The 21078-nt window shown below is 39.6% G+C and carries 17 protein-coding genes; 9 read left to right on the forward strand and 8 right to left on the reverse strand.

The features are described from left to right. Nucleotides 1–13: 13 nt before the first annotated feature. Both FDK13_RS18585 and FDK13_RS18590 read left to right on the forward strand, forming a co-directional pair. Complete coding sequence (locus FDK13_RS18585; protein ID WP_137341510.1) at nucleotides 14–874, forward strand: helix-turn-helix domain-containing protein; 861 nt, start codon at nucleotides 14–16, stop codon at nucleotides 872–874. A gap of 192 nt (nucleotides 875–1066) precedes the next feature. Further along, the gene (locus tag FDK13_RS18590; protein WP_137341511.1) at nucleotides 1067–1750 is read left to right on the forward strand and encodes an SIP domain-containing protein; all 684 of its coding nucleotides are present in this window, start codon (nucleotides 1067–1069) and stop codon (nucleotides 1748–1750) included. Nucleotides 1751–1842: 92 nt separating this feature from the next. Here FDK13_RS18590 and FDK13_RS18595 read toward each other — a convergent pair whose 3' ends face one another. After that, a complete protein-coding gene (locus FDK13_RS18595) occupies nucleotides 1843–2172 on the reverse strand; it encodes a hypothetical protein (RefSeq protein WP_137341512.1) in 330 nt (109 codons plus the stop codon). 568 nt (nucleotides 2173–2740) lie between these two features. Here FDK13_RS18595 and FDK13_RS18600 point away from each other — a divergent pair. The 3 genes from FDK13_RS18600 to FDK13_RS18610 all read left to right on the forward strand — a co-directional run bounded on the left by FDK13_RS18600 (nucleotide 2741) and on the right by FDK13_RS18610 (nucleotide 6801). Then, nucleotides 2741–3658, forward strand: a complete 918-nt coding sequence (locus tag FDK13_RS18600) for a cation diffusion facilitator family transporter (RefSeq protein ID WP_137341513.1) — start codon at nucleotides 2741–2743, stop codon at nucleotides 3656–3658. 111 nt (nucleotides 3659–3769) lie between these two features. Continuing rightward, on the forward strand, nucleotides 3770–5827 hold the full coding sequence (locus tag FDK13_RS18605) for a beta-L-arabinofuranosidase domain-containing protein (protein WP_137341514.1): 2058 nt from the start codon (nucleotides 3770–3772) through the stop codon (nucleotides 5825–5827). A gap of 80 nt (nucleotides 5828–5907) precedes the next feature. Continuing rightward, entirely contained in the window at nucleotides 5908–6801 is an 894-nt protein-coding gene (locus tag FDK13_RS18610; protein WP_137341515.1) for a hypothetical protein, read from the forward strand. A gap of 93 nt (nucleotides 6802–6894) precedes the next feature. Here the strand turns inward: FDK13_RS18610 and FDK13_RS18615 are convergent, their stop codons facing one another. The 7 genes from FDK13_RS18615 to FDK13_RS18645 all read right to left on the reverse strand — a co-directional run bounded on the left by FDK13_RS18615 (nucleotide 6895) and on the right by FDK13_RS18645 (nucleotide 12030). Next, the gene (locus FDK13_RS18615; protein ID WP_137341516.1) at nucleotides 6895–7515 is read right to left on the reverse strand and encodes an alpha/beta hydrolase; all 621 of its coding nucleotides are present in this window, start codon (nucleotides 7513–7515) and stop codon (nucleotides 6895–6897) included. A 99-nt stretch (nucleotides 7516–7614) separates the two neighbouring features. Continuing rightward, nucleotides 7615–8550: a ring-cleaving dioxygenase gene (locus FDK13_RS18620; RefSeq protein WP_137341517.1), complete on the reverse strand. Its 936-nt coding sequence runs from the start codon at nucleotides 8548–8550 to the stop codon at nucleotides 7615–7617. 72 nt (nucleotides 8551–8622) lie between these two features. After that, on the reverse strand, nucleotides 8623–8958 hold the full coding sequence (locus FDK13_RS18625) for a hypothetical protein (RefSeq protein ID WP_137341518.1): 336 nt from the start codon (nucleotides 8956–8958) through the stop codon (nucleotides 8623–8625). 7 nt (nucleotides 8959–8965) lie between these two features. Then, nucleotides 8966–9544 carry a nitroreductase family protein gene (locus FDK13_RS18630; RefSeq protein WP_137341519.1) on the reverse strand — a complete coding sequence of 193 codons (579 nt, stop codon included), beginning with the start codon at nucleotides 9542–9544 and terminating at the stop codon, nucleotides 8966–8968. A 182-nt stretch (nucleotides 9545–9726) separates the two neighbouring features. Beyond that, nucleotides 9727–10602 carry a pirin family protein gene (locus FDK13_RS18635; protein ID WP_137341520.1) on the reverse strand — a complete coding sequence of 292 codons (876 nt, stop codon included), beginning with the start codon at nucleotides 10600–10602 and terminating at the stop codon, nucleotides 9727–9729. A gap of 228 nt (nucleotides 10603–10830) precedes the next feature. Beyond that, nucleotides 10831–11409, reverse strand: a complete 579-nt coding sequence (locus tag FDK13_RS18640) for a Crp/Fnr family transcriptional regulator (protein WP_137341521.1) — start codon at nucleotides 11407–11409, stop codon at nucleotides 10831–10833. A 105-nt stretch (nucleotides 11410–11514) separates the two neighbouring features. Further along, the gene (locus FDK13_RS18645; protein ID WP_137341522.1) at nucleotides 11515–12030 is read right to left on the reverse strand and encodes a hypothetical protein; all 516 of its coding nucleotides are present in this window, start codon (nucleotides 12028–12030) and stop codon (nucleotides 11515–11517) included. A 1834-nt stretch (nucleotides 12031–13864) separates the two neighbouring features. On the opposite strand from FDK13_RS18645, the gene FDK13_RS18650 reads away from it, so the two are divergent. The 4 genes from FDK13_RS18650 (at nucleotide 13865) to FDK13_RS18665 (ending at nucleotide 20922) form a co-directional block, all read left to right on the forward strand. Continuing rightward, a complete protein-coding gene (locus FDK13_RS18650; protein ID WP_137341523.1) occupies nucleotides 13865–14530 on the forward strand; it encodes an NAD(P)-dependent oxidoreductase in 666 nt (221 codons plus the stop codon). A gap of 159 nt (nucleotides 14531–14689) precedes the next feature. Beyond that, nucleotides 14690–15100, forward strand: coding sequence for a hypothetical protein (locus FDK13_RS18655; RefSeq protein WP_137341524.1), 411 nt, complete (start codon nucleotides 14690–14692; stop codon nucleotides 15098–15100). A 230-nt stretch (nucleotides 15101–15330) separates the two neighbouring features. Then, a complete protein-coding gene (locus FDK13_RS18660) occupies nucleotides 15331–19665 on the forward strand; it encodes a CusA/CzcA family heavy metal efflux RND transporter (RefSeq protein ID WP_137341525.1) in 4335 nt (1444 codons plus the stop codon). A 60-nt stretch (nucleotides 19666–19725) separates the two neighbouring features. Continuing rightward, a complete protein-coding gene (locus tag FDK13_RS18665) occupies nucleotides 19726–20922 on the forward strand; it encodes an efflux RND transporter periplasmic adaptor subunit (RefSeq protein ID WP_137341526.1) in 1197 nt (398 codons plus the stop codon). Nucleotides 20923–21078: the final 156 nt, after the last annotated feature.

Raw genomic sequence — 21078 nt, forward strand, 5'->3', positions numbered from 1 at the left:
TATAATTAAAAAAATGCCTCAGAATCCTGTCATTCCGCTTCATTCCTTAAGTGACCGGACAAACCTTGGTCTGGACATTCACAGGATTGATGCAAATAAATCGTCTGAGGTAGCGGGATATGGGGCGCACCGGGATGATCATTATATCTTCATTTTCCAACAAAGCGGGAGCAGTAAAATGATGGTCGATTTCCAGGAAGTCAGCTTTGAAGGGTGCGTTATTTTTTGCATTCTGCCAGGTCAGGTTCACCATTCAAAAACAGCTTTTGATGCAGTAGGCTGGTTTATTGCCACAGATCTGGCCTCACTTGACGACACTTATAGAGCCATTTTTGAAGATTATATGGCACATCCGGAACCTGTTCCATTAAGCATTAAGACAGCCGGGATTCTGGATAAATCTATCGAATTATTATACGAAATGCTCCAAAATCAGGAAGATTTGCCTTTTCAGCAATTGGCACTTCGTTCCATGATTCAGGTTTGTGCAGGCACTTTCGCCAGTATTTTTCAGCAGCATAAGCAACAACATTGGCAAGGAAATTCCCGGCCCGTAATTATCAGTAACATTTTAAAAAAAATGGTTTTGAAAAATTTCAAAACCCTGAAAAGTCCTGCGGAGTACGCTGAGGCTTTAAATATTACACCGTCCTATTTAAACGAAGTTGTAAAAAATATTACTGGTTTTTCCGTAAGTTACTGGATTCAGCGTGAGATAATGATGGAAGCAAAAAGGCTTCTGTATTATACAGATCTAAATATTAAAGAAATTGCTTTCAAAATTGGATATTCTGATCCGACTTATTTTTCACGCTTATTTCAGAAGGTGACAGGGAGCTATCCCGCAGCTTTTCGAAAAGAATACCGCAAATAGTCCAGCTTTTCCCGCTCTTTCTCTCTTTCCGTTTCCCCATTTCATGCGTTGTTTTGTATCGTCGGTTGACTAGGGCGGTTAATCTATTCTGAATATTTTTTTGTTCAGATTAAAGTAAAACAAAAGTTGATTCGTCTACCCGTTTATAGTTGACCGCCAGGATTTAATTATTAACACCAAATAGCCATAATCATGAATATTCTCAAACAAACTGCTCTTAATTTATTCGAAAATGCACTAGCCAAAGAAGGGACGATACTGGCCATCAGAGCCTGGAATCCTGCAACATTTTTCGAACTTGATGTACACTTTCCTGTGCTGGATATGTCTGGTTGGGATCGCGTTCAACATATGAAAGTCAAAGTCGCACCTGGACTATACCGCGATTATACCCCTGCCGGTTGGGATGTAGAAACAAGAACTTGTACACTTTATATTAATGCAATGCAGGAGGGGCCCGGAAGTGATTGGGTGAGATCACTGAACACGGGAGACAAGATCACATATGTTGGCGTTGGGGCAACCATGCACAGACCTGTTGAAGGAGGTGATATGATTGCACTGGGCGATATGACGACGATCGGGCACTATCTTGCTTTGCAGCAATTGGCCGGATCGAAAAATATAACGGGAGCGATTGCGATTGAAGAAGAAAACCACCGTGCCGAATTTATGGAATATTTTAACTGGAATATTCAGCCCGTCGCGCAGACGGATCAGGGAGGTTTTCATGCTTTAACAAACTGGGCCAGAAAAAAGGATTTTAATCATGCAACCGTTTATGTGGCAGGACATATCCCCAGTTGTGGACATTTGAGAAAGGAATTGAAGAAAAGTGATTGTGATACGGTTAGGGTGCAGGGTTTTTGGTCGTGAGTATTCTTTCTTTAACTTAAAATCTGACGCCTTGTTGCTAAATCTATTTTGATGGAAATGCCCTTTGAGTGAAGCTTGAAGGGCATTTTTTGTTAATTGCCCAAATTCAATTTTTTATTGGTCTTTGTATAATACATCTTGTTTTTAAGAAGTTTCAGATAATTAAGCTCTGGCACAACGATCACACAGTCAGACGGAACTATGCCTCTAATTATCCATTGCTGAACACGGCTAATCGAAAGATTATATTTTTTTGAATAATCCGTTAACGTGATCCATTCCGAAAGATCATATTCTATATCCATGATCGTCAGCTTACTATGAGAAATTTCATTCATCATAGAGTGAATCTCGTCTAGTTTTTCTCTGATTTCTGATTTTAGACTTTTTTGAGATATTATTTTTTCGGTGATATTATTCATGATAGTAGTGATTGTTGTTTAGTTTGGTCCTACATAGTTTTTAGAATTATTACGGCTTGTTTAGCTAGTTGTATCTCTTTAATCAAATCCTGATATTCTTCATCATGGTTTCATCAGTGGTATCTATTAGTAGCATTTCTAACCTCTCAATATTGTTTTCAATTTCTTTAATTAATTTTTCCTTTCTTGATTTACTCATTAGTTAGGCTTTATAAAGTGAATATAAGTTTTGTTAAGTAACTTGACAACTTATAGTCAAACAAAGAATATAAGTTTTGTAAAAAGGGCAGATTTAAATTGGTGATTCGAACAAATATACTTTTGACAGTTGAAGTAATATATTGTGACTAATTCCTTGGTGTATCTGCATAGACGCATTCCTTTTCAATATTTGATTGAAAAAGAAAAGTAGGATCGAGGTTAGGACACATACCACAGACCCGAATATCATAGAACAGAAATTTGATCATCACTACTAATCCATATTACCAAATTTGCACAGTGCCCCAAAATTTAAAAGAACCCCATACCTTTGTAATCTAAAAGATATTAATTATCTCAAAAATTTATGAATCCCCGAAAGAAGCGCATAGAGGAAAGAAAGTTGATCAAACTATCAATCTGGCTTGGTTCCGTTTTTACGGTTTGGGCCATTATTATAGGGATCGTTGTTGACTCAAAAGCAATTATTTTCGATGCACTTTTTTCCATGATTGGCATCAGTCTTTCAGGTGTTTCTTTGTTTGTTAATAATTTTATCAGAAAACCGGACGATGATAATTTGCCGTTTGGGCGATCTCAATTTGAACCTTTTGCTATCACAGTTCAAACTTCGGTTATCATTTTTCTTTGTCTTTATTCGCTGACAACGTCCGTTATCGATTTGATCAATGGAGGCAAAATTGTTGAAATGGATCTGGCATTGCCGTATTTGATTTTTTCAATCATCGGTTGTTTTATTCTTTGGCTGTATTTCAAAGCCAACGCGGTAAAACTCGGCTCGGAATATGTCCGTATTGAGTCGACAGAATGGCAGCTCGACGCACTTTTGAGTTTTGGTGTTTTGGCTGGATTGTCTCTGGCTTTTTTTCTTACTAAAACCGAATATGAATATCTGGTCCCTTACATTGATCCGGCGATGGTCGTTATTATTTCGTTAGTCTTTCTGAGAATTCCTGCCAAAACTTTTAAAAAAAATATCAGAGAATTACTTCAATTTGCTCCTGACGACGAGGTTGAAGATCTCATGCATACAAATGTTGATGAAATAACTTTGCAGTATGGTTTTCTGGAATCGTTAGTGAGGGTCGCAAAAACGGGAAGCAGTTATACTGTAGAAATTGATTTCCTTTTACCAAAATCGATGTCGGACATGAAAGTAGCTGAACTCGATGTGATCCGTCAGGAAGTTTACGACCGGATTAAAGGAAATTATACGATGTGGCTGACTATTTCTTTTACAACGGAAAGAAAATGGATTCTGTAATCTGATTTAACTTTTGCGTAGTAAAAAACAGACTTTTGATCCTTTAATCTAAATCAGGTTTAATCAAATTGAAAAATCCGGATTTTGATAAATATTGAAAAGTCTAAATTCATGTCACTATATATTTCGGCTCAAAAGGCTGCTAAATTCTCTTTGTTAATCGCCTCTTTATATTTCACTTCTACACAGGTTAGTGCTCAGAAAGTTAAGTCTGCCACTTCTTTTTTAGAATCCCAACCTTATCATCAACTTCCGTTAAATGCCATAAAACCAAAAGGTTGGCTGCGTGATCAATTGGAAATTATGCGTGATGGTACAACCGGACATCTGGATGAAGTTTATGCCAAAGTGAAAAATGACAATGGCTGGCTTGGCGGAAAGGGAGATGGCTGGGAGGAAACGCCGTACTGGCTAGACGGTGCAGTTCCGTTGGCGTATCTTTTGGACGATAAAGTTGTAAAGGATAAAGTTTTACAATACATCAACTGGACGATTGATCGTCAGCGACCATCAGGTTATTTTGGGCCGATAACAAAAGAAGAGCGTGAAAATAAAACAGTGATAACACCCGGAAATTGCTCGGCAGGAGAGGACTGGTGGCCGAAAATGGTGATGCTGAAAGTAATACGTCAATATTATCTGGCGTCAAATGATCCGCGTGTAATTCCTTTTATGAACCGTTTTTTTAAATATCAGCTTCAATCACTTAAAACCTGTCCAATCAATAAATGGTCAGAATGGGCGGAATCCAGGGGCGCTGACAATATCATGATTGCACAGTGGCTTTACAGCATCAATCATGACAAATCGTTAATTGAGCTTGCAAACCTGATCGAATCCCAATCCTATCAATGGAGTGAATGGTTTGGCGGAAGAACCTGGGCGATCAATGCTGCAACCCAGCAAAATGATGAACATTGGATGCGCCGCCACGCGGTGAATGTAGCGATGGGTTTGAAATCGCCTTCGATGAATTATCAGCGGACAAAAAATCCTAAGTATCTGAATCAGTTAAAAACCGGATTTAATGATTTAATGACACTTCATGGTTTGCCAATGGGTGTTTTTTCAGGCGACGAGGATATTCACGGAAATGCACCAACACAGGGTGTTGAACTATGTGCGATAACCGAAGCTATGTTTTCACTCGAAGAGATAATCGGGATAACAGGGGATATCCAATACATGGATGCACTGGAACGGATGACTTTTAACGCATTACCAACCCAGACGACGGACGATTATAACGCCAAACAATATTTTCAGGTTGCCAATCAGGTGCAGATCAGCAGAGGTGTTTTTGATTTTTCTTTGCCTTTTGAGAGGGAAATGAACAATGTGCTTGGGATGAAAAGTGGTTACACATGCTGTCTGGCCAATATGCATCAGGGCTGGACGAAGTTCGCAAGTCATCTCTGGTATGGTACTTCCGCAAACGGATTGGCCGCTTTGGAATACAGTCCTAATGAAATTACTTCGAAAGTCGGTAAAACAAATACGGAAATCAGTATCAAAGAAATAACCAATTTCCCTTTTGATGACAAAATTAATTTTGAATTTACCACGAAAGAGGACGTTAGTTTTCCGTTACAGTTAAGAATCCCAACCTGGTGCAAAGAAGCTGTTTTGACACTCAATGGTAAGGAATTAAAAAGAGAAAAAGGTGGTCAGGTTATTACCTTAAACCGTATCTGGAAAAACGATGATAAGCTGACGCTGGAATTCCCGATGGAAATGACGACTTCAAACTGGGGCAAAAATTCGAGAACGATCGAACGCGGCCCGTTAGTTTATGCGCTCAAACTGGAAGAAAAATGGGAAAAGGGAAATGAGAAAAATGAAGGCGATTATTTCAGCGTTTATCCAAAATCAGATTGGAACTATGGACTTTTGGAAAGCATTGTAAAAGATCCAAAAAGTAATCTGACGGTTGTGGTAAAACCGATATCAGAAAAATTTGTCTGGAATCTGGCTCACGCACCGATTGAAATTACTGCTTCCGGGAAGAAAATTCCGAATTGGAAAGTGGTAGATGGCTTGGCGAGACAACCGGTAACGGACAGAACCGGGATTTACCGCGGAGAGGTTGATGAAAAAACGGAGAAGATTACACTGGTTCCTTATGGATTTACCAAAGTTAGAATTGTAGCTTTTCCTGTTGTTAAATAACTTAATATCATATTTTTGTACACTGCAACGGTTCTGACTTACTTAGCGTAAAGCTAATTGAAGTCAGAACTTGTTTTTTTATGAAGTCAATTTATACCCTTCTTGTTTTAGCGCTTTGTGCCAACGCTGTTTTTGCACAAAATGAAGATTATTATAATCCGGTAACAGCTCCGGTAAAACCCTTTTATGATCTGGTAACTCCTCAGATCAATACGTTTAAGACAAACAGAGAGAAAGCAATTTTTGCCAAATATTCAACAGAAAAAATCCGTAACCGCTGGTATATAGGCTTTGATGGATTTATTGGTACAGATAAAAGTACGCTGACAAATACTCTTCAGGGATTGGTTGATACAAAATCCGCCAGCCGCTCCGGATATAGTGCTTCCATTGGCTGGGTGAATCAGGAAAAGTGGGGACTTGAATTGGAATATGCACGGTCGCCTATCCATAACACGCTCATTATCAACAATGCCAATCCATTGGAATATAAGATGGATAATGATAAAAATAACATTGCCATCCGGGCAAAACGGAGGATTTTGTTTGGGAAATCAAATTCTTCTGTCCGCCGTTCTGCATTCTGGATTGGCGCTGGCGCAGGTATCGTGCCTAATTCCGGAAAACAGAAGGATTTTATGGAGTTTGAAGGTTATATAAGACGTACAAGGTTAACCAATGATACATTATATTTGAGCAGTGATACCAGGACGAACACAAAAATAACCGGTTTTGCAGATGCTACTGCTGAATACGTTATCAAAGTTGCCAAAGCGTTTGATCTTAGTTTTTATGCAAGAAAACGTTGGGGACTGGGAAACTCGCTATCAACAAATCTTGACTACTACGTAAACAAAGTACAAACCCAAACGGCGACGATTAAAGCAGATGGAAGCGGATGGGCATTCGGGATTTCTCTTCGCTACATGCTTTTTGTAGGTCATGATGAAGGTGGTAAGCATGATCTGGAATAAAACCGCAAAGTAATTGGGGATACATTTTGCAGAAAAAAGCCAGCGACCAATATACAAAGTATATAGTGGTCGTTGGTCGGAATAAACGGAATGTTACTTATTGAAAATCAATGTATTAGCTTTTTCTATTTCATCGTGACTGATGGTATGTCCCATATTCGGATATATTTTTTCATAAACCTCAGCATGCATGGATTCCAAAACAGCGGTGGTTTCTTGAACTCTTGAAACCGGGACATGTGGATCTGGATTGCTGGTTCCTATAAAAATGGGTGTTCCTCCAAAATCTCCGGAGTAGTTTTCCGTATAAATTTTATCACCGATAAGTCCGCCTGTAAAGGCAACAACTCCACCGTATTTAGTTGCATTTCGGGCAACATATTCAAGCGTCAAACAAGCACCTTGTGAAAATCCAAGAAAGAAAATATTCTCTTTCAAAATTCCTTTGGCAATAACGTCAGCAACAACATCATCGATCACGTCAACAGCGGAAGAAAGCCAGGGCTCATTAATTGCGGGTGCTGCCAAAAATGAAGTTGGATACCAGGTATTGTTGGTGGCCTGGGGAGCAAGAAGCGCGTAATCATTAGTATTCAGATGTGCAGCCAGCGATAGAATATCCTGTGCGCTTCCTCCCCGGCCATGAATCATGATCAAAACTTTGTCCGTTTTATCAATAACTTTTCCGGCTGTTATTACTTTTTTGGTATGCATAATAATTTTAAATCTAAATTGATTTTTGAAAATATTGCAAGTTTTAAAGAGGAAGGGATATGAGATAAATGACTATAAATCATATCCCTTCCAAAGAACTTAAACCAGTTTTGGCAATATTTTTTCAATTTCAGCACGTGAACTTTCGTACTGTTTTGGCAACCTTAAACTACTGCCCAGGTTTTCAATCGTTTCGTCAATTGCAAAGCCTGGATTTTCAGATGCAAGTTCAAATAAAACCCCACCTGGTTCTCTGAAATAAAGAGAAAAGAAGTAATCACGGTCAATTTTTGGTGTGATATTCAAACCTTTGCTCGCAATTTTTTCACGGAATTCCATCAAAACCTGATCATTTTTCACACGAAAGGCAACGTGGTGATTAGTACCACCGGCATTATAACCACGTTCTTCATTTGGTGATTCTATCAGATCAACAATCGCTGCATTTTCAACAGCATCCGTGATAAACCGGTAACGATTTCCTTCCTGTTCCAAAAGTTTATATCCGAAAATATCGGTCAAAATTTCAGCGGTTGGCTTTATATTTTTTAGCGTCAAAACGATGCTATGAAATCCTTTGGTAGCAACATCCGCTTTTACATCGGCAGTTTCCCATGGTTTTCTTGTATCCTCAATTTTTGATTCAATCAGGTTGATTTTCAATCCGTCGGGATCCTGGAAAGGAAGATATAATTCGCCGAATTTCTCATCTTTATTTCCTTGTTTTACCTTGAATTCGGTAAAACGATCAGCCCAAAAATCCAGACTTCCTTTTGGTACGGAATAACCAATATCTGTTGCCAAACCTGTTCCGGTACGACCTTGTGCTGTACCTTCCCAAGGGAAAAATGTCAGAATTGTACCGGCTGATCCAACTTCGTCACCGTAATAAAAATGATAAGTTCCGGGATCGTCAAAATTGACGGTTTTTTTTACTAATCTCAGGCCAAGAACTTTGGTATAAAAGTCGTGATTACGTTTTGCGTTTCCTGCTATGGCAGTGATATGGTGCAGACCTAAGATTTGATTTTCCATGATTGTTTTGTTTTTTGTTATACAAATTTCCGAAGATTTAAAGCCCTGGACATTGAACTGGGACAAGAAAAATCAGGAAATTGAATTTGGTAATGAATTACGTTTTGAAAGCGCATGAATAATTTCGTTACTCAATAATCCGCTTCCGCCACCGTAATGCTGAATGATAATAATTTCAGGATCTTTTTCTGTGAAAGTGACACGAAGCACCGCTTCGCATTCCTCTTCAATACCGCCGCATAAAAGAACGATATCAAATTTTTGTTCTTCAAATAATGCTATTGCTTTTTCATCTGTCAAAGCGCCATGAGCTGTCCAGTTTTCACTTTTATTAATGATACGCAAGACTGTTTCAAGAATTTCTTCATGTCGTCCAACTGCCAGAATATTTACTTTCACAGGTTCCATGATCTTATCAGTTTTTAGAAAAAACAAATTCACTTAAAGGTTTACGAACACGTGGCGTAAGTTCTCTGGTTTTAAATGGTTCTTCCAGTTTCTCAGCTTCGTCCAGATAACCCAATGCGATAATCGCAACAGGTAATTGATTTTCAGTCAAATTCAGGGTTTCTGAAATTTTCACTCTGTCAAAACCACCCATCATGTGACTGTAAATATTCAATGCCGATGCCTGCAAAAGCAAATGTGCATTGGCCATTCCCAGATCATGCATAGCTGCACCATTTTCAGTTTGGTTTGCTTCAAATGTTTTTCTGGCAACAGCTACGATCAAAACATCAGCATGTTGAGCCCATGGTTTGTTTCCACCAAATAAACTTTCTGTGATTTGTACAAATCCGTCGTTACCTTTTGAAGCATAGTAATACTGCCATGGCTGTTCGTTATTGGCACTTGCCGCCCATCCGGCAGCTTCCAGAATTGTATGTAAATCGTTCTCCGGAATTACTTTATCGGAAAAAGAACGCGGACTCCATCTGTTTTTAATCAAATCAAGCACATCGTGCTCAGTGTTTGCAATTTTAATATGACTCATTTTTTAGCTATTGGCTGTTAGGCGTTAGTAGTTAGTTCGGTACTTCCGGTTTTTAGGCTGGATTGAATTAATTTTATTATGTTGATTGTCAGTTGTTAGCGCTTTACTTACTTGGCTTCTTGAACTAACAAGGTCTCAGGATCGATCCTTTTAGCTAATAGCCAAACGCTAACAGCTAATCGCTAAACAGACATTGGTACTTCCATTAAAAGCACTTCGGCATCCTGCGAATTTGCTTTGATTGAGATGCTGGTTGTGTCCCAGATTCCAAGTCCGTCGCGTTGATTTAAGTCGTTGTCTTCGATGGTGATATCGCCTTTTAATACAAATGCATAAACTCCGTTGGCAGGATTTTTTAGTTTATATTCTGTGGTGAAATCTTTATCAAATTTTCCCATGTGAAACCATGCGTCCTGGTTAATTGATACACCTGCATCGTCTGCATTTGGCGACAAAACCTGTTGTAAATTGTTATGTCTGTCTTCCACATTCAGTGTTAACTGATCGTATCTAGGCGTAACATTTTTAGTTTTTGGGAACAACCATATCTGTAAGAACCGGGCGTCCTGATCTTCATTTTTGTTGTATTCGCTATGGAAAATCCCTGTTCCGGCACTCATTGCCTGTATGTCGCCATGTTTGATCACAGCCACATTATCCATGCTGTCTTTATGTTCCAAATCGCCTTCCAAAGGGATTGAAATAATTTCCATATTATCATGCGGATGTCTTCCAAAACCTTTTCCGCCATCAACACGATCGTCGTTCAAAACACGCAGCACACCAAAATGCATACGGTCAGGATTGTAATAATTCGCAAAACTGAAACTGTGGTGACTGTCAAGCCAGCCGTGGTTTGCATGTCCGCGGGTATCTGCTTTATGAAGTACTGTGTTCGCTTTCACTTTTGATTCTGTATTTGGCAAATGATTGAAACCAATCACGTCCAGTTCTTTCAATTCGTCAATATCGTTTTTGATAACATTTCCAACAGAAGCCGACGCAACGAACATTCCAGTTCCCATCAGGCCCTTACGGATAAAATCTTTTCTTTCCATGATTTATAGTCGTTTACCGATTTAATGATACAAATTTCGCTATTTTGCGAGCGGCCGGCATTGAACTAGGACAAGAAAATCAAAATCTGAAATATTTTTGATTTGTTAAATTGTCACTCTCTGCAAGTCCGGTTATTTTGTTTTGCTTTAATAAATTAACAATACAAAGAAACAGCTGCCGGAATGCGGAAACATTGAACTGGGACAAGAAGAAAGAAAAAATGAAATTTATTTTTTGGCAAGTTTGGTTCTGACCTTACTCAGAAATTCGGCGGAAATACCCAGGTAGGAAGCAATATAATGTTGGGGAACGCGCTGCGGAATAGTTGGATAGCGTTTAATGAAATCCAGATATTTATCTTGTGCGCTGGTGGCGATGGTTTTGAAAAGTCGTCCCTGTAAACTGGAAAGGTTTCTCTGTACCAAAATCCGGAACATTCTTTCCAGCTGCGGAACGTGGGAAAGTAGGGATTCTTTAGACTGCGGTGAAAGTATCAAAAGCTCACATTCTTCCAGGGTTTCGATGAACATATTACTTGGTTTCTGATCATGAAAGCTGGCAATATCACTAACCCACCAATCTTCAATAGCAAATTGCAACGTTACTTCAAAACCGTTTTCATCAATATAGTACATCCTGATGCAGCCTTTATTAATGAACGCTTCGAAATTGCAGATTTCTCCTTCATGGAGTAAAATCGTTTTTTTGGGAAAGGTTTTAAATTGAAGGATTGAATTGAAATAGGATAATTCTTCGGCCGTCAGGTTTGCATGGTTAATCATGTATGTATTGATGCGGTCGAACATTGCGGAATTTTGAAAATGGCTTAAAAACTGATTTTAAGAAGAAAAACAGAGAAGTCAAAAGGAATTTGTCCTGACTTCTCTGAGGGAATAATATCAAGAGCTTGCTTAACCTTTTCTTGGCGCGCAAATCCTCACCTCAAAAGTGTAAGTCCAGACAATTTCCTTAGCAAATTCTTCACCAAACAATTCTGGAGTCCTGTGATCAATGTCTGCTTTCAAATCAAAATTGACCCCTAGATTTTTAAAAGGTTCAACGAAATAAGGTTCGTTAGTAACAATATAGGAAACCGGAACTTTGTCTTTCGGCCCTTCGAAATCTTCGATTAATGCCTCACCATCCTGTTTTTCAACTAGCCAGGCATAAAAAGCATCATATAATTTTTCAGCCAGATCTTCCGCCGGATTACCGACTGCTGCTTTGCAGGTTAAAATTTCAAATGTTTTGGTTACAACACCATCAGGCATTTCATATAATTCGTATCCAACCGGGCCATTCGAAATTTTCCCGTTTGACTCAGCACCTGCACTTTTATTATACAAAATGCCAACTGCCTGATCTAACACTTCAATAAGTTCTGCATTTGTTGCATTACTTTCAAAACCTTTTAAATAGCGACTCATAATCTATATATTTTTTCTATAACAATTTCTTTCTTCCAGTTTACGATTCAAAAGTAACTGGCCTATCACTATTGTGCAACCCTGATGCTTTATTTGGAAGTTTTTACAAAGACAAACAAGTTGAATTGGTAACTTCCAATGGTGGGCTTTGGGTTCCTGTTATCCATGGATTAAAAGAACTAAATTTAAAATGCTAATGATAATTTAATAAACCAAGAGGTGAAGAACGTCAGAATATTTTAGTCAATTGATGAGAAATAATGTGGCGACTGATTTATATCCTTCTCCTCCTGCTTTTATTTGAATAATATATCGGTCATGCCTACGGCATTTTTTTCCAATTGGTGCTGACTAATTTTTCCGTGGATTGAAATCCGTGGCTACAATGTCGGCCATGCCTACGGCATTTTTTTTCAATTGGTGCTGGCTAATTTTTCCGTGGATTGAAATCCACGGTTACAATGTCGGTCATGCCTACGGCATTTTTTTTCAATTGGTGCTGGCTAATTTTTCCGTGGATTGAAATCCACGGTTACAATGTCGGTCATGCCTACGGCATTTTTTTCCAATACGTGCTGGCTAATTTTTCCGTGGATTGAAATCCACGGCTACAATGTCGGCCATGCCTACGGCATTTTTTTTCAATTGGTGCTGGCTAATTTTTCCGTGGATTGAAATCCACGGCTACAATGTCGGTCATGCCTACGGCATTTTTTTTCCAATTGGTGCTGGCTAATTTTTCCGTGGATTGAAATCCGTGGCTACAATGTCGGCCGTGCCTACGGCATTTTTTTCCAATTTGTGCTGGCTAATTTTTCCGTGGATTGAAATCCACGGCTACAATGTCGGCCATGCCTACGGCATTTTTWTTGCAATTTGTGCTGGCTAATTTTTCCGTGGATTGAAATCCGTGGCTACAATGTCGGCCATGCCTACGGCATTTTTTTTCAATTGGTGCTGGCTAATTTTTCCGTGGATTGAAATCCACGGTTACAATGTCGGTCATGCCTACGGCATTTTTTTTCAATTGGTGCTGGCTAATTTTTCCGTGGATTGAAATCCACGGTTACAATGTCGGCCGTGCGTACGGCATTTTTTTCCAATTGGTGCTGGCTAATTTTTCCGTGGATTGAAATCCACGGTTACAATGTCGGTCATGCCTACGGCATTTTTTTTCAATTGGTGCTGGCTAATTTTTCCGTGGATTGAAATCCACGGCTACAATGTCGGCCGTGCCTACGGCATTTTTTTCCAATTTGTGCTGGCTAATTTTTCCGTGGATTGAAATCCACGGTTACAATGTCGGTCATACCTACGGCATTTTTTTCCAATTGGTGCTGGCTAATTTTTCCGTGGATTGAAATCCACGGTTACAATGTCGGTCATGCCTACGGCATTTTTTTCCAATTTGTGCTGGCTAATTTTTCCGTGGATTGAAATCCACGGCTACAATGTCGGCCGTGCCTACGGCATTTTTATTGCAATTTGTGCTGGCTAATTTTTCCGTGGATTGAAATCCGTGGCTACAATGTCGGTCATGTTTATGGTACTGACACAGGTGCAGAGCACCGAAATATTTGTAGAAAATTGATAAGAAATAACCAGGTACTAAGGTGCGGAGCACCGCAATAATTGACGACAAAAATTTGACGGCAAATAACCCAATCATAATAATTTTTTAAATAACAAAAACCATTACTTTTGTCTCATTCTAATGTCTTTGTAAAATATCGAAACCAATAGAAGTAAGTCCTAAGACTTCTTCAAAAACCCTGTGTTTTTCAATTCGAAAATCACAGGAAAGATATTGTATTTCATATTTTACAAAAACGAAATGAATCAAAATATAAAAATAGCCGTGCTTGGCGGTGGTGGGAAAACAGGAAAATATCTTGTCAACCATTTAATAGAAAAAGGATATGGTTTAAAAATCCTTTTAAGAAATCTTCCCGTACCTGATGAACCTTCTGATCAATTCTCATTAAATTTAACCAATTCGTTTGTTGAAATAGTTAAAGGGGACGCTGTGAATTTTGAAGATATTCACGCACTACTTTCTGGATGTCAGGTAGTAATAAGTACGATAGGGCAACGGCCTGGCGAGCCAATGGTGGCCAGTATAGCCACCGGAAATATCCTGAAAGCAATGAGAGAATACGGCATTCGTCGTTACATTCTCGTAGCCGGAATCAATATTGATACACCTTTTGACAAAAAAAGTGATCAGACAAAAGCGGCGACAGAATGGATGAAGAGCACTTTTCCGACAATTCATAAGGATAGAGCCAAATCATATGATATGTTGATTAAAAGCGATGTTGACTGGACTTTGGTTCGTCTCCCAATGATTGAATATACTGATCAAAGTTTTCCTGTGGGAGTAAATTCTGAGGATTGTCTTGGTTCTAAAATCAGTACAAAGAATATCGCTGTTTTTCTGGAAGAGCAGCTTTCTGATAAAACCTATGTCAGGAAAGCACCATTTTTATACAATATTTAATAATTGAAAGCGAGAACGGGATTGTTTTAATGCAATAAATAATCCCGTTTTTTTTGAATATAAGAAGTACTTGTTGTATTTATTTGGGCTGAGAATTGACTTGGGACAAAAAAATATATCTTTGAATATTCGTAAGACAAGTATAATCTCATAGTTACCTTGATACGTATCTTCGCCTGTTTATTAAGTTTTCACATTTTGCTTGGCAGCTTTCTACCTTCAATGGAATGCTGGGAGGAATTGAGCCGCCTTCCGCAGCTTATGAAGCATTATGAAAAACACAAACAGGAGAGTCGGGGACAGATTTCTTTTTGGGGTTTTATGCAAATGCATTATGCAACAGCTTCACAACATGCGCAAAACGCACCTGATTCTGAAAAACACCAGCATGAATCACTTCCTTCTTTAAGCGGACATTCGCTTCATTCCTACGTTATTACTGATTTTCATTTTATTGCCTTTTCAGAACCGTTGATTACTGAATTTCAGGAAAAAAATGCCTTTTGGTGGAATAATCTTTATTCATTTCAACACCATTCTTCACTATTAAACCCGCCCAACTTCGGCTGATCCAACTTCCATTCTTGTATTTCCTGATTTTTTATTTTACTGTTTGCTGACGGCCACTGGCTGCCATAGAAATCAGCTTTTAATAAGTTGTTGAAATAGTTTATATCAAAAGAGAAAGGTCAGTAAGATGACTAATCTTCAAGATAGTAAATTATTGAAACCGCTCAATTTGAAGCGCGGTTCCGTTGGTATTCATTATTTGTCACCATCAGTGATTAATACCAATTTTTATGTTTGATTCAATAATCCGTTTTAGTATACGGAACAAATTGATTGTTGGCCTGATGATTTTGGGCCTCATCAGTTGGGGAATTTACGCGCTTTCAAAACTTCCGATTGATGCCGTTCCCGATATTACCACCAACCAGGTTGTGGTTTTGACACAAACGCCCGCACTTGCCGCACAGGAAGTGGAGCAATATATTACGGCGCCGATAGAGCTCAGTCTTACGAATGTGCAGGGCGTGCAGGAAATTCGTTCTGTTTCCAGGTTGGGATTATCTGTCATCACGGTTGTTTTTAATGACAAAATGGATATTCTCAAAGCCCGGCAGCTCGTGGGCGAGCAAATTTCTCTGGCCGCTCAGGATATTCCCAAGGAATTTGGATCTCCTTATTTGGCACCGATAACAACAGGACTTGGTGAGATCTACCAATATACACTTGTCCCTCAGCCAGGTTACGAAAATCGCTACGATCTTTCCGAGCTCCGGACCATGCAGGACTGGATTGTAAAACGACAACTTACCGGAATTCCGGGCGTAGTTGAAGTTAGCAGTTTTGGTGGTTATGTTAAAGAATATGAGGTGAGTATCAATCCTGAAAAACTCCGGGCTGCGGGTGTTGCCATTGGAGATGTATTTACAGCGGTAGAAAAAAATAACAGCAATACAGGTGGGAGTTATCTTGAAAAAGATAGCCAGTCTTACTTTATTCGAGGTGAAGGAACAGTTAAAAGTCTGGATGATATCGGTAATATTGTTATCAAAACTATCAATGGCGTTCCCTTAAAAGTCAGCAATGTGGCGACTGTCCAGTTTGGTCATGCGGTACGTTATGGTGCCATGACGCGTGACGGGAAAAGTGAGGCGGTTGGTGCTGTGGTGTTGATGCTGAAGGGCGCGGATGCCGACCGGACTGTAAAAGCGATCAAGGAAAGAATGACGAGGATACAGACATCTTTGCCGGAAGGTGTCAAAATCGAATCGTTTATTGACAGGGCAAAACTAATTGATAAGGCGATCAAAACCGTTCGCAACAACCTGCTTGAAGGCGGACTTATCGTTGTTTTCGTTTTAGTACTTCTTCTCGGAAGTTTAAGAGCTGGCCTTATCGTGGCTTCCGTAATTCCGCTTTCTATGCTCTTTACGTTTGGAATGATGCACACTTTTGGTGTTTCGGCGAATTTAATGAGTCTGGGTGCAATTGATTTTGGGCTTTTGGTGGATGGTTCCGTGATCGTTGTGGAAGGTGTAATGCATTATTTACAAACGCATTTCAAAACGGGAGATAAGCTTTCTCAAAAGCAAATGGATGATACCGTTCAGGTTAATGCTTCAAAAATTCTTACTTCTGCGGTTTTCGGACAAGTCATTATCCTCATCGTTTATCTTCCGATTCTCTCACTTTCCGGTATTGAAGGGAAAATGTTTCAACCAATGGCACTGGCGGTAAGTTTCGCGATTTTGGGTGCGCTGATTCTTTCATTCACCTATGTTCCGATGGCTTCTTCATTATTTCTTTCTTCAAAAATCAATAATGAAAAGAATTTCTCGGATCGTCTTGTCAACAAATTATATAGCTTTTACCAGCCATTGATTCAGGGCGCTTTGTCTTATAGAAAAGCCATCGTTGGTGCTTCGCTGGCTTTACTAGTAGGAAGTGTGATACTTTTTGGTGCTTTGGGAGGCGAATTTATTCCGCAGCTTGATGAAGGTGATATTGCCATCGATTTGCGGATGCCAACCGGGACTTCATTAACAGAAACTATTCAGGCATCGCTAAAAGCTGAACGTGCTTTATTGAAAAATTTTCCTGAAATCCGTCAGATTGTTGGCCGGATTGGCGCGTCAGAAGTGCCAACAGATCCAATGCCGGTAGAAATGACGGATCAAATGATCAATCTGAAAGATCGTTCGGAATGGACTTCTGCGCATACCCGCGAGGAACTTTCTGAGAAAATGAATAAGGTTCTGGAAAGAGAAGTACCGGGAGTAATGGCAGAATTTACCCAGCCGATCCAGATGCGTTCCAATGAAATGATTACCGGCGCGCGTTCCGATGTTGTTGTAAAAATTTATGGTGATGATCTGAACAAGTTATTTGAACATGCTAATGATTGTGCCGCATTAATTCAGCCAATTGCTGGTGTTGCCAGTTGCCGTGTTGAACCGATTGTTGGTTTGCCTCAAATTAAAGCGTCTTATCATCGGGATCGCCTTGCCCAATATGGTTTGGATGTTTCGTCTATTAATCAGCTTATAAAAACTTCTTTTGCGGGAGAAACTGCCGGTGTTGTTTTTGAAGGAGAACGGCGATTTGATCTCGTTATTCGTCTCGATACTTTGCATCGGACGGATTTGAAAGATATCAGAAATTTATATGTTACGGTTCCAAACGGCGCTTCCGTTCCGCTTGGCGAACTTGCTGATATCACCTACGAAGAAGCACCTGCACAGATTTCCCGTGACAATACTAAACGTAGAATTACAATAGGAATCAATGTTTTAAACCGTGATGTTGAAAGTGTTGTAAATGATATCAGAGCAAAAATTGAAAAAGGCGTAGTACTGACGCCGGGTTATTATTATTCCTACGGAGGTCAGTTCGAAAATCTTCAGCAGGCACGTCAGCGACTTTCAATTGCAGTCCCGATTTCTCTGCTGCTGATTTTTGTGCTGCTCTATTTTACCTTCAAAAGGTTAACCGAAGCACTGATTATTTTCACGGCCGTTCCACTTTCTGCTATCGGTGGAATCTGGGCTTTGTGGGTTCGGGATATGCCGTTCAGTATTTCTGCGGGTGTTGGTTTTATCGCCCTTTTTGGAGTGGCAGTTTTAAATGGAATTGTACTGATCAGTTATTTTGATCAGCTTGAAAAAGAAGGAATTGGCTCTCTTCGTGAACGGATTATTGCCGGTGTAAAAGCACGTTTCCGTCCTGTGATTATGACAGCGGGCGTTGCTTCATTAGGATTTTTGCCAATGGCATTATCAACTTCGGCAGGAGCGGAGGTGCAGCGGCCTTTGGCAACCGTTGTTATAGGCGGTTTGATTACAGCAACTTTACTAACGTTAATTGTACTTCCTGTTTTGTACAGTTTGGTAAAAGAAAGGGTTGCAAAAAGAAGGAAATTGAGTCCCGTTATTATCACTGGAATGCTTGCAGTTTGTTTCTTTTTTATCAAAACTCCAACACAGGCTCAGCGAATTATTTCTATGGATCAGGCGGTTCAGGAAGCCACAAGCCAGAACTTATTGGTGAAATCCGGCGAACTGATTATCAACAGGCAACAGGCTCTGGTTGGTGCTTCTTTTAACCCCGCCAAAACGGATGTCGATGTTCAATATGGACAAACACAGGCGAGGCCGATTGATTATACAGCTACTGCAATTCAGTCCTTTGCGCCGGTCAGTGTTTACAAAACTCAGAAAAAGCTTGCAGAAGGAAATGTTCAAAGTGCAAGAAATCAGTTAGGAGCGGATAAATGGCGACTGGCTAATGAAGTGAAACGTGCTTACTATCAATTGGTTTATGATCAGAAGTTACTAAATTTTCTTCGTGAGCAAAGTGAACTTTACCAGCAGTCAGCCCATGCTGCGGATGTCCGCTTTAAAACCGGAGAAACCAATCGTCTTGAACAGGTTACTGCCGAAAGCAGATATCAGAATCTTTTGCAGCGCATGAGAAGTTCTCAGCGGGAACAGCAGATTCACTATGCTTCGCTGCGGCTTTTGCTTCATACACGCGATACCATTTCTATTGATACCAATACGGTTTTTAAAAATATTTCAGCTCGTTTGATTACGCCGGATTTAAATACGGATCTCAATCCGTTTCTGAACATTTTGCAGCAAAACATTACCAACAGTCAGATTCAGACACGGTTGGAACAGCGCAATACTTTACCCGACTGGCGCATTGGTTTTGCTAATCAGTCGATTGAAAAAACGTACAATTACAATATACTTCATGCGGGGTTGTCCTTCCATATTTTCACCAAAGCACAAAGAGCGAAAATTCAATCTGCGAAAATTCAGGAGCAGGTTAATGAGACGCAGCTTGCTTCTGCCAAGGAACAGCTTAGCACAGAACTGGACATGATGGAAACCCGGCAGCGAAACCTGGCGGCAACTTTAAAATATTATGAAGAGCACGCACTTCCGCAAGCCGATTTGATAAGACAGACAGCTTTGTCTACTTTTAAAGGTGGAGAAATAGGCTATCTCGAATTTTTCGCAGCCATTCAGCAAGCTTATCAATTACAGGAAGAATATCTGATCAATGTGCTGGATTATGATTTCAATCTGATCAGAATTGAAGAAATAACCGGAGAGGGGAAATAATTATAAATTAATATAAGGCATTGTTGGTCAATAAATAAACCACAGTTATTCACGCGTAAAATGAAAACATTAAAAAATATTACCCGTAAAGGACTTCTGTATACAGGATTAATTTCTTCTATCTGTTTTGCAGGAATTTCCTGTGAAACTAAAACCGAAGAGGCGGAAGTTGAAAAGAAGAAAACAGTCGTAGATACTTCTCAAATAGACCAGATTACCTTAAACCAACAGCAATATTCGTCTATTGGAATTCGGCTTGGACAAGTAAAAACTGAAACAGTTAGTGACGAAGTAAAGGCTAACGGAATTGTAGAACTTCCTCCGGAAAATCAGGCTACTTTAAGTTTGCCGGTAAGTGGGAAAATTAGTTACATGAAAGGAATTCCCGGTCAGGCCGTTCAAAAAGGTGAGCTTTTGGCGACGCTTGAAAGTTTTGAATTCATTCAGTTGCAGCAGGATTATCTTCAAAATGCAAGTCAGTTTACTTACCAGGAAAAAGAATTGGAACGTCAGCGCACTTTAAGTACGGAAAATGTTGGTGCAAGAAAGAATTTCGAACTGGCACAGGCAAATCAGCGCTCTACAAAAGCATTGTTACAATCACTGGAAGCAAAATTGAAAATTCTGGGTCTTTCGGTAGCAACGCTGAATACAAAAGGAATCACGCCGGCTGTCCGTATTGTTTCATCGGTGAATGGTTATATCACTGCTGCTGATGTGAATCTGGGAAAAGAAGTGGCGGCTGGACAGCCGATTTTTGAAGTGGCCGACAAAAGTGATATGCATATTTCATTGACTGTTTTTGAACAGGACGCTTCAAAAATAAAGAAAGACCAGGTGGTTATCGTACAATTAAATGATGGCTCGAAACCTGTTCAGGCCTATGTTTTGATGGTTGGAAAAGTACTGGAAGGAGAGACCAGAACATTGAATGTCCATGCACATATCAACGATAGAAAACAGGAGGCCAAGCTTGTTCCTGGTGCTTATGTAAATGCCAAAATACAGACAGGAAACCGTCCGGCCATCATGGTTCCGGCAGCCGCGATTGTGAGAAAAGGTGCAACTGGTTTTATTTATATTGAAGAAAAATCAAAAGAATTTCATCGGATTCCCGTTCAGATCGGCAGTGCGTCAAAAGAGGATCTTGTAGAAATTATTATTGATAAAAACCTGGATGGACAACAGCTGGTAGTAAAAGGTGCTTATTTAATAGATGCTGAATTTGCAAAAAGGAGCGAACCTTCGGCGGAATAACTTTTTAATATTGAATTGCAAAAATAAGAGCCTTTAATTTGAAAATGATACAGTGCCAATGCGTAGTAATATTAAGCTCATGTTAATATGCATTGGCATTATTAGAAAAGATTTTCGAATTGTAAAAAGAAATTGAAACAGCCCGGATCTCATCTA

The organism is Dyadobacter frigoris (genome assembly GCF_005280585.1).
Classification (GTDB): domain Bacteria; phylum Bacteroidota; class Bacteroidia; order Cytophagales; family Spirosomataceae; genus Dyadobacter; species Dyadobacter frigoris.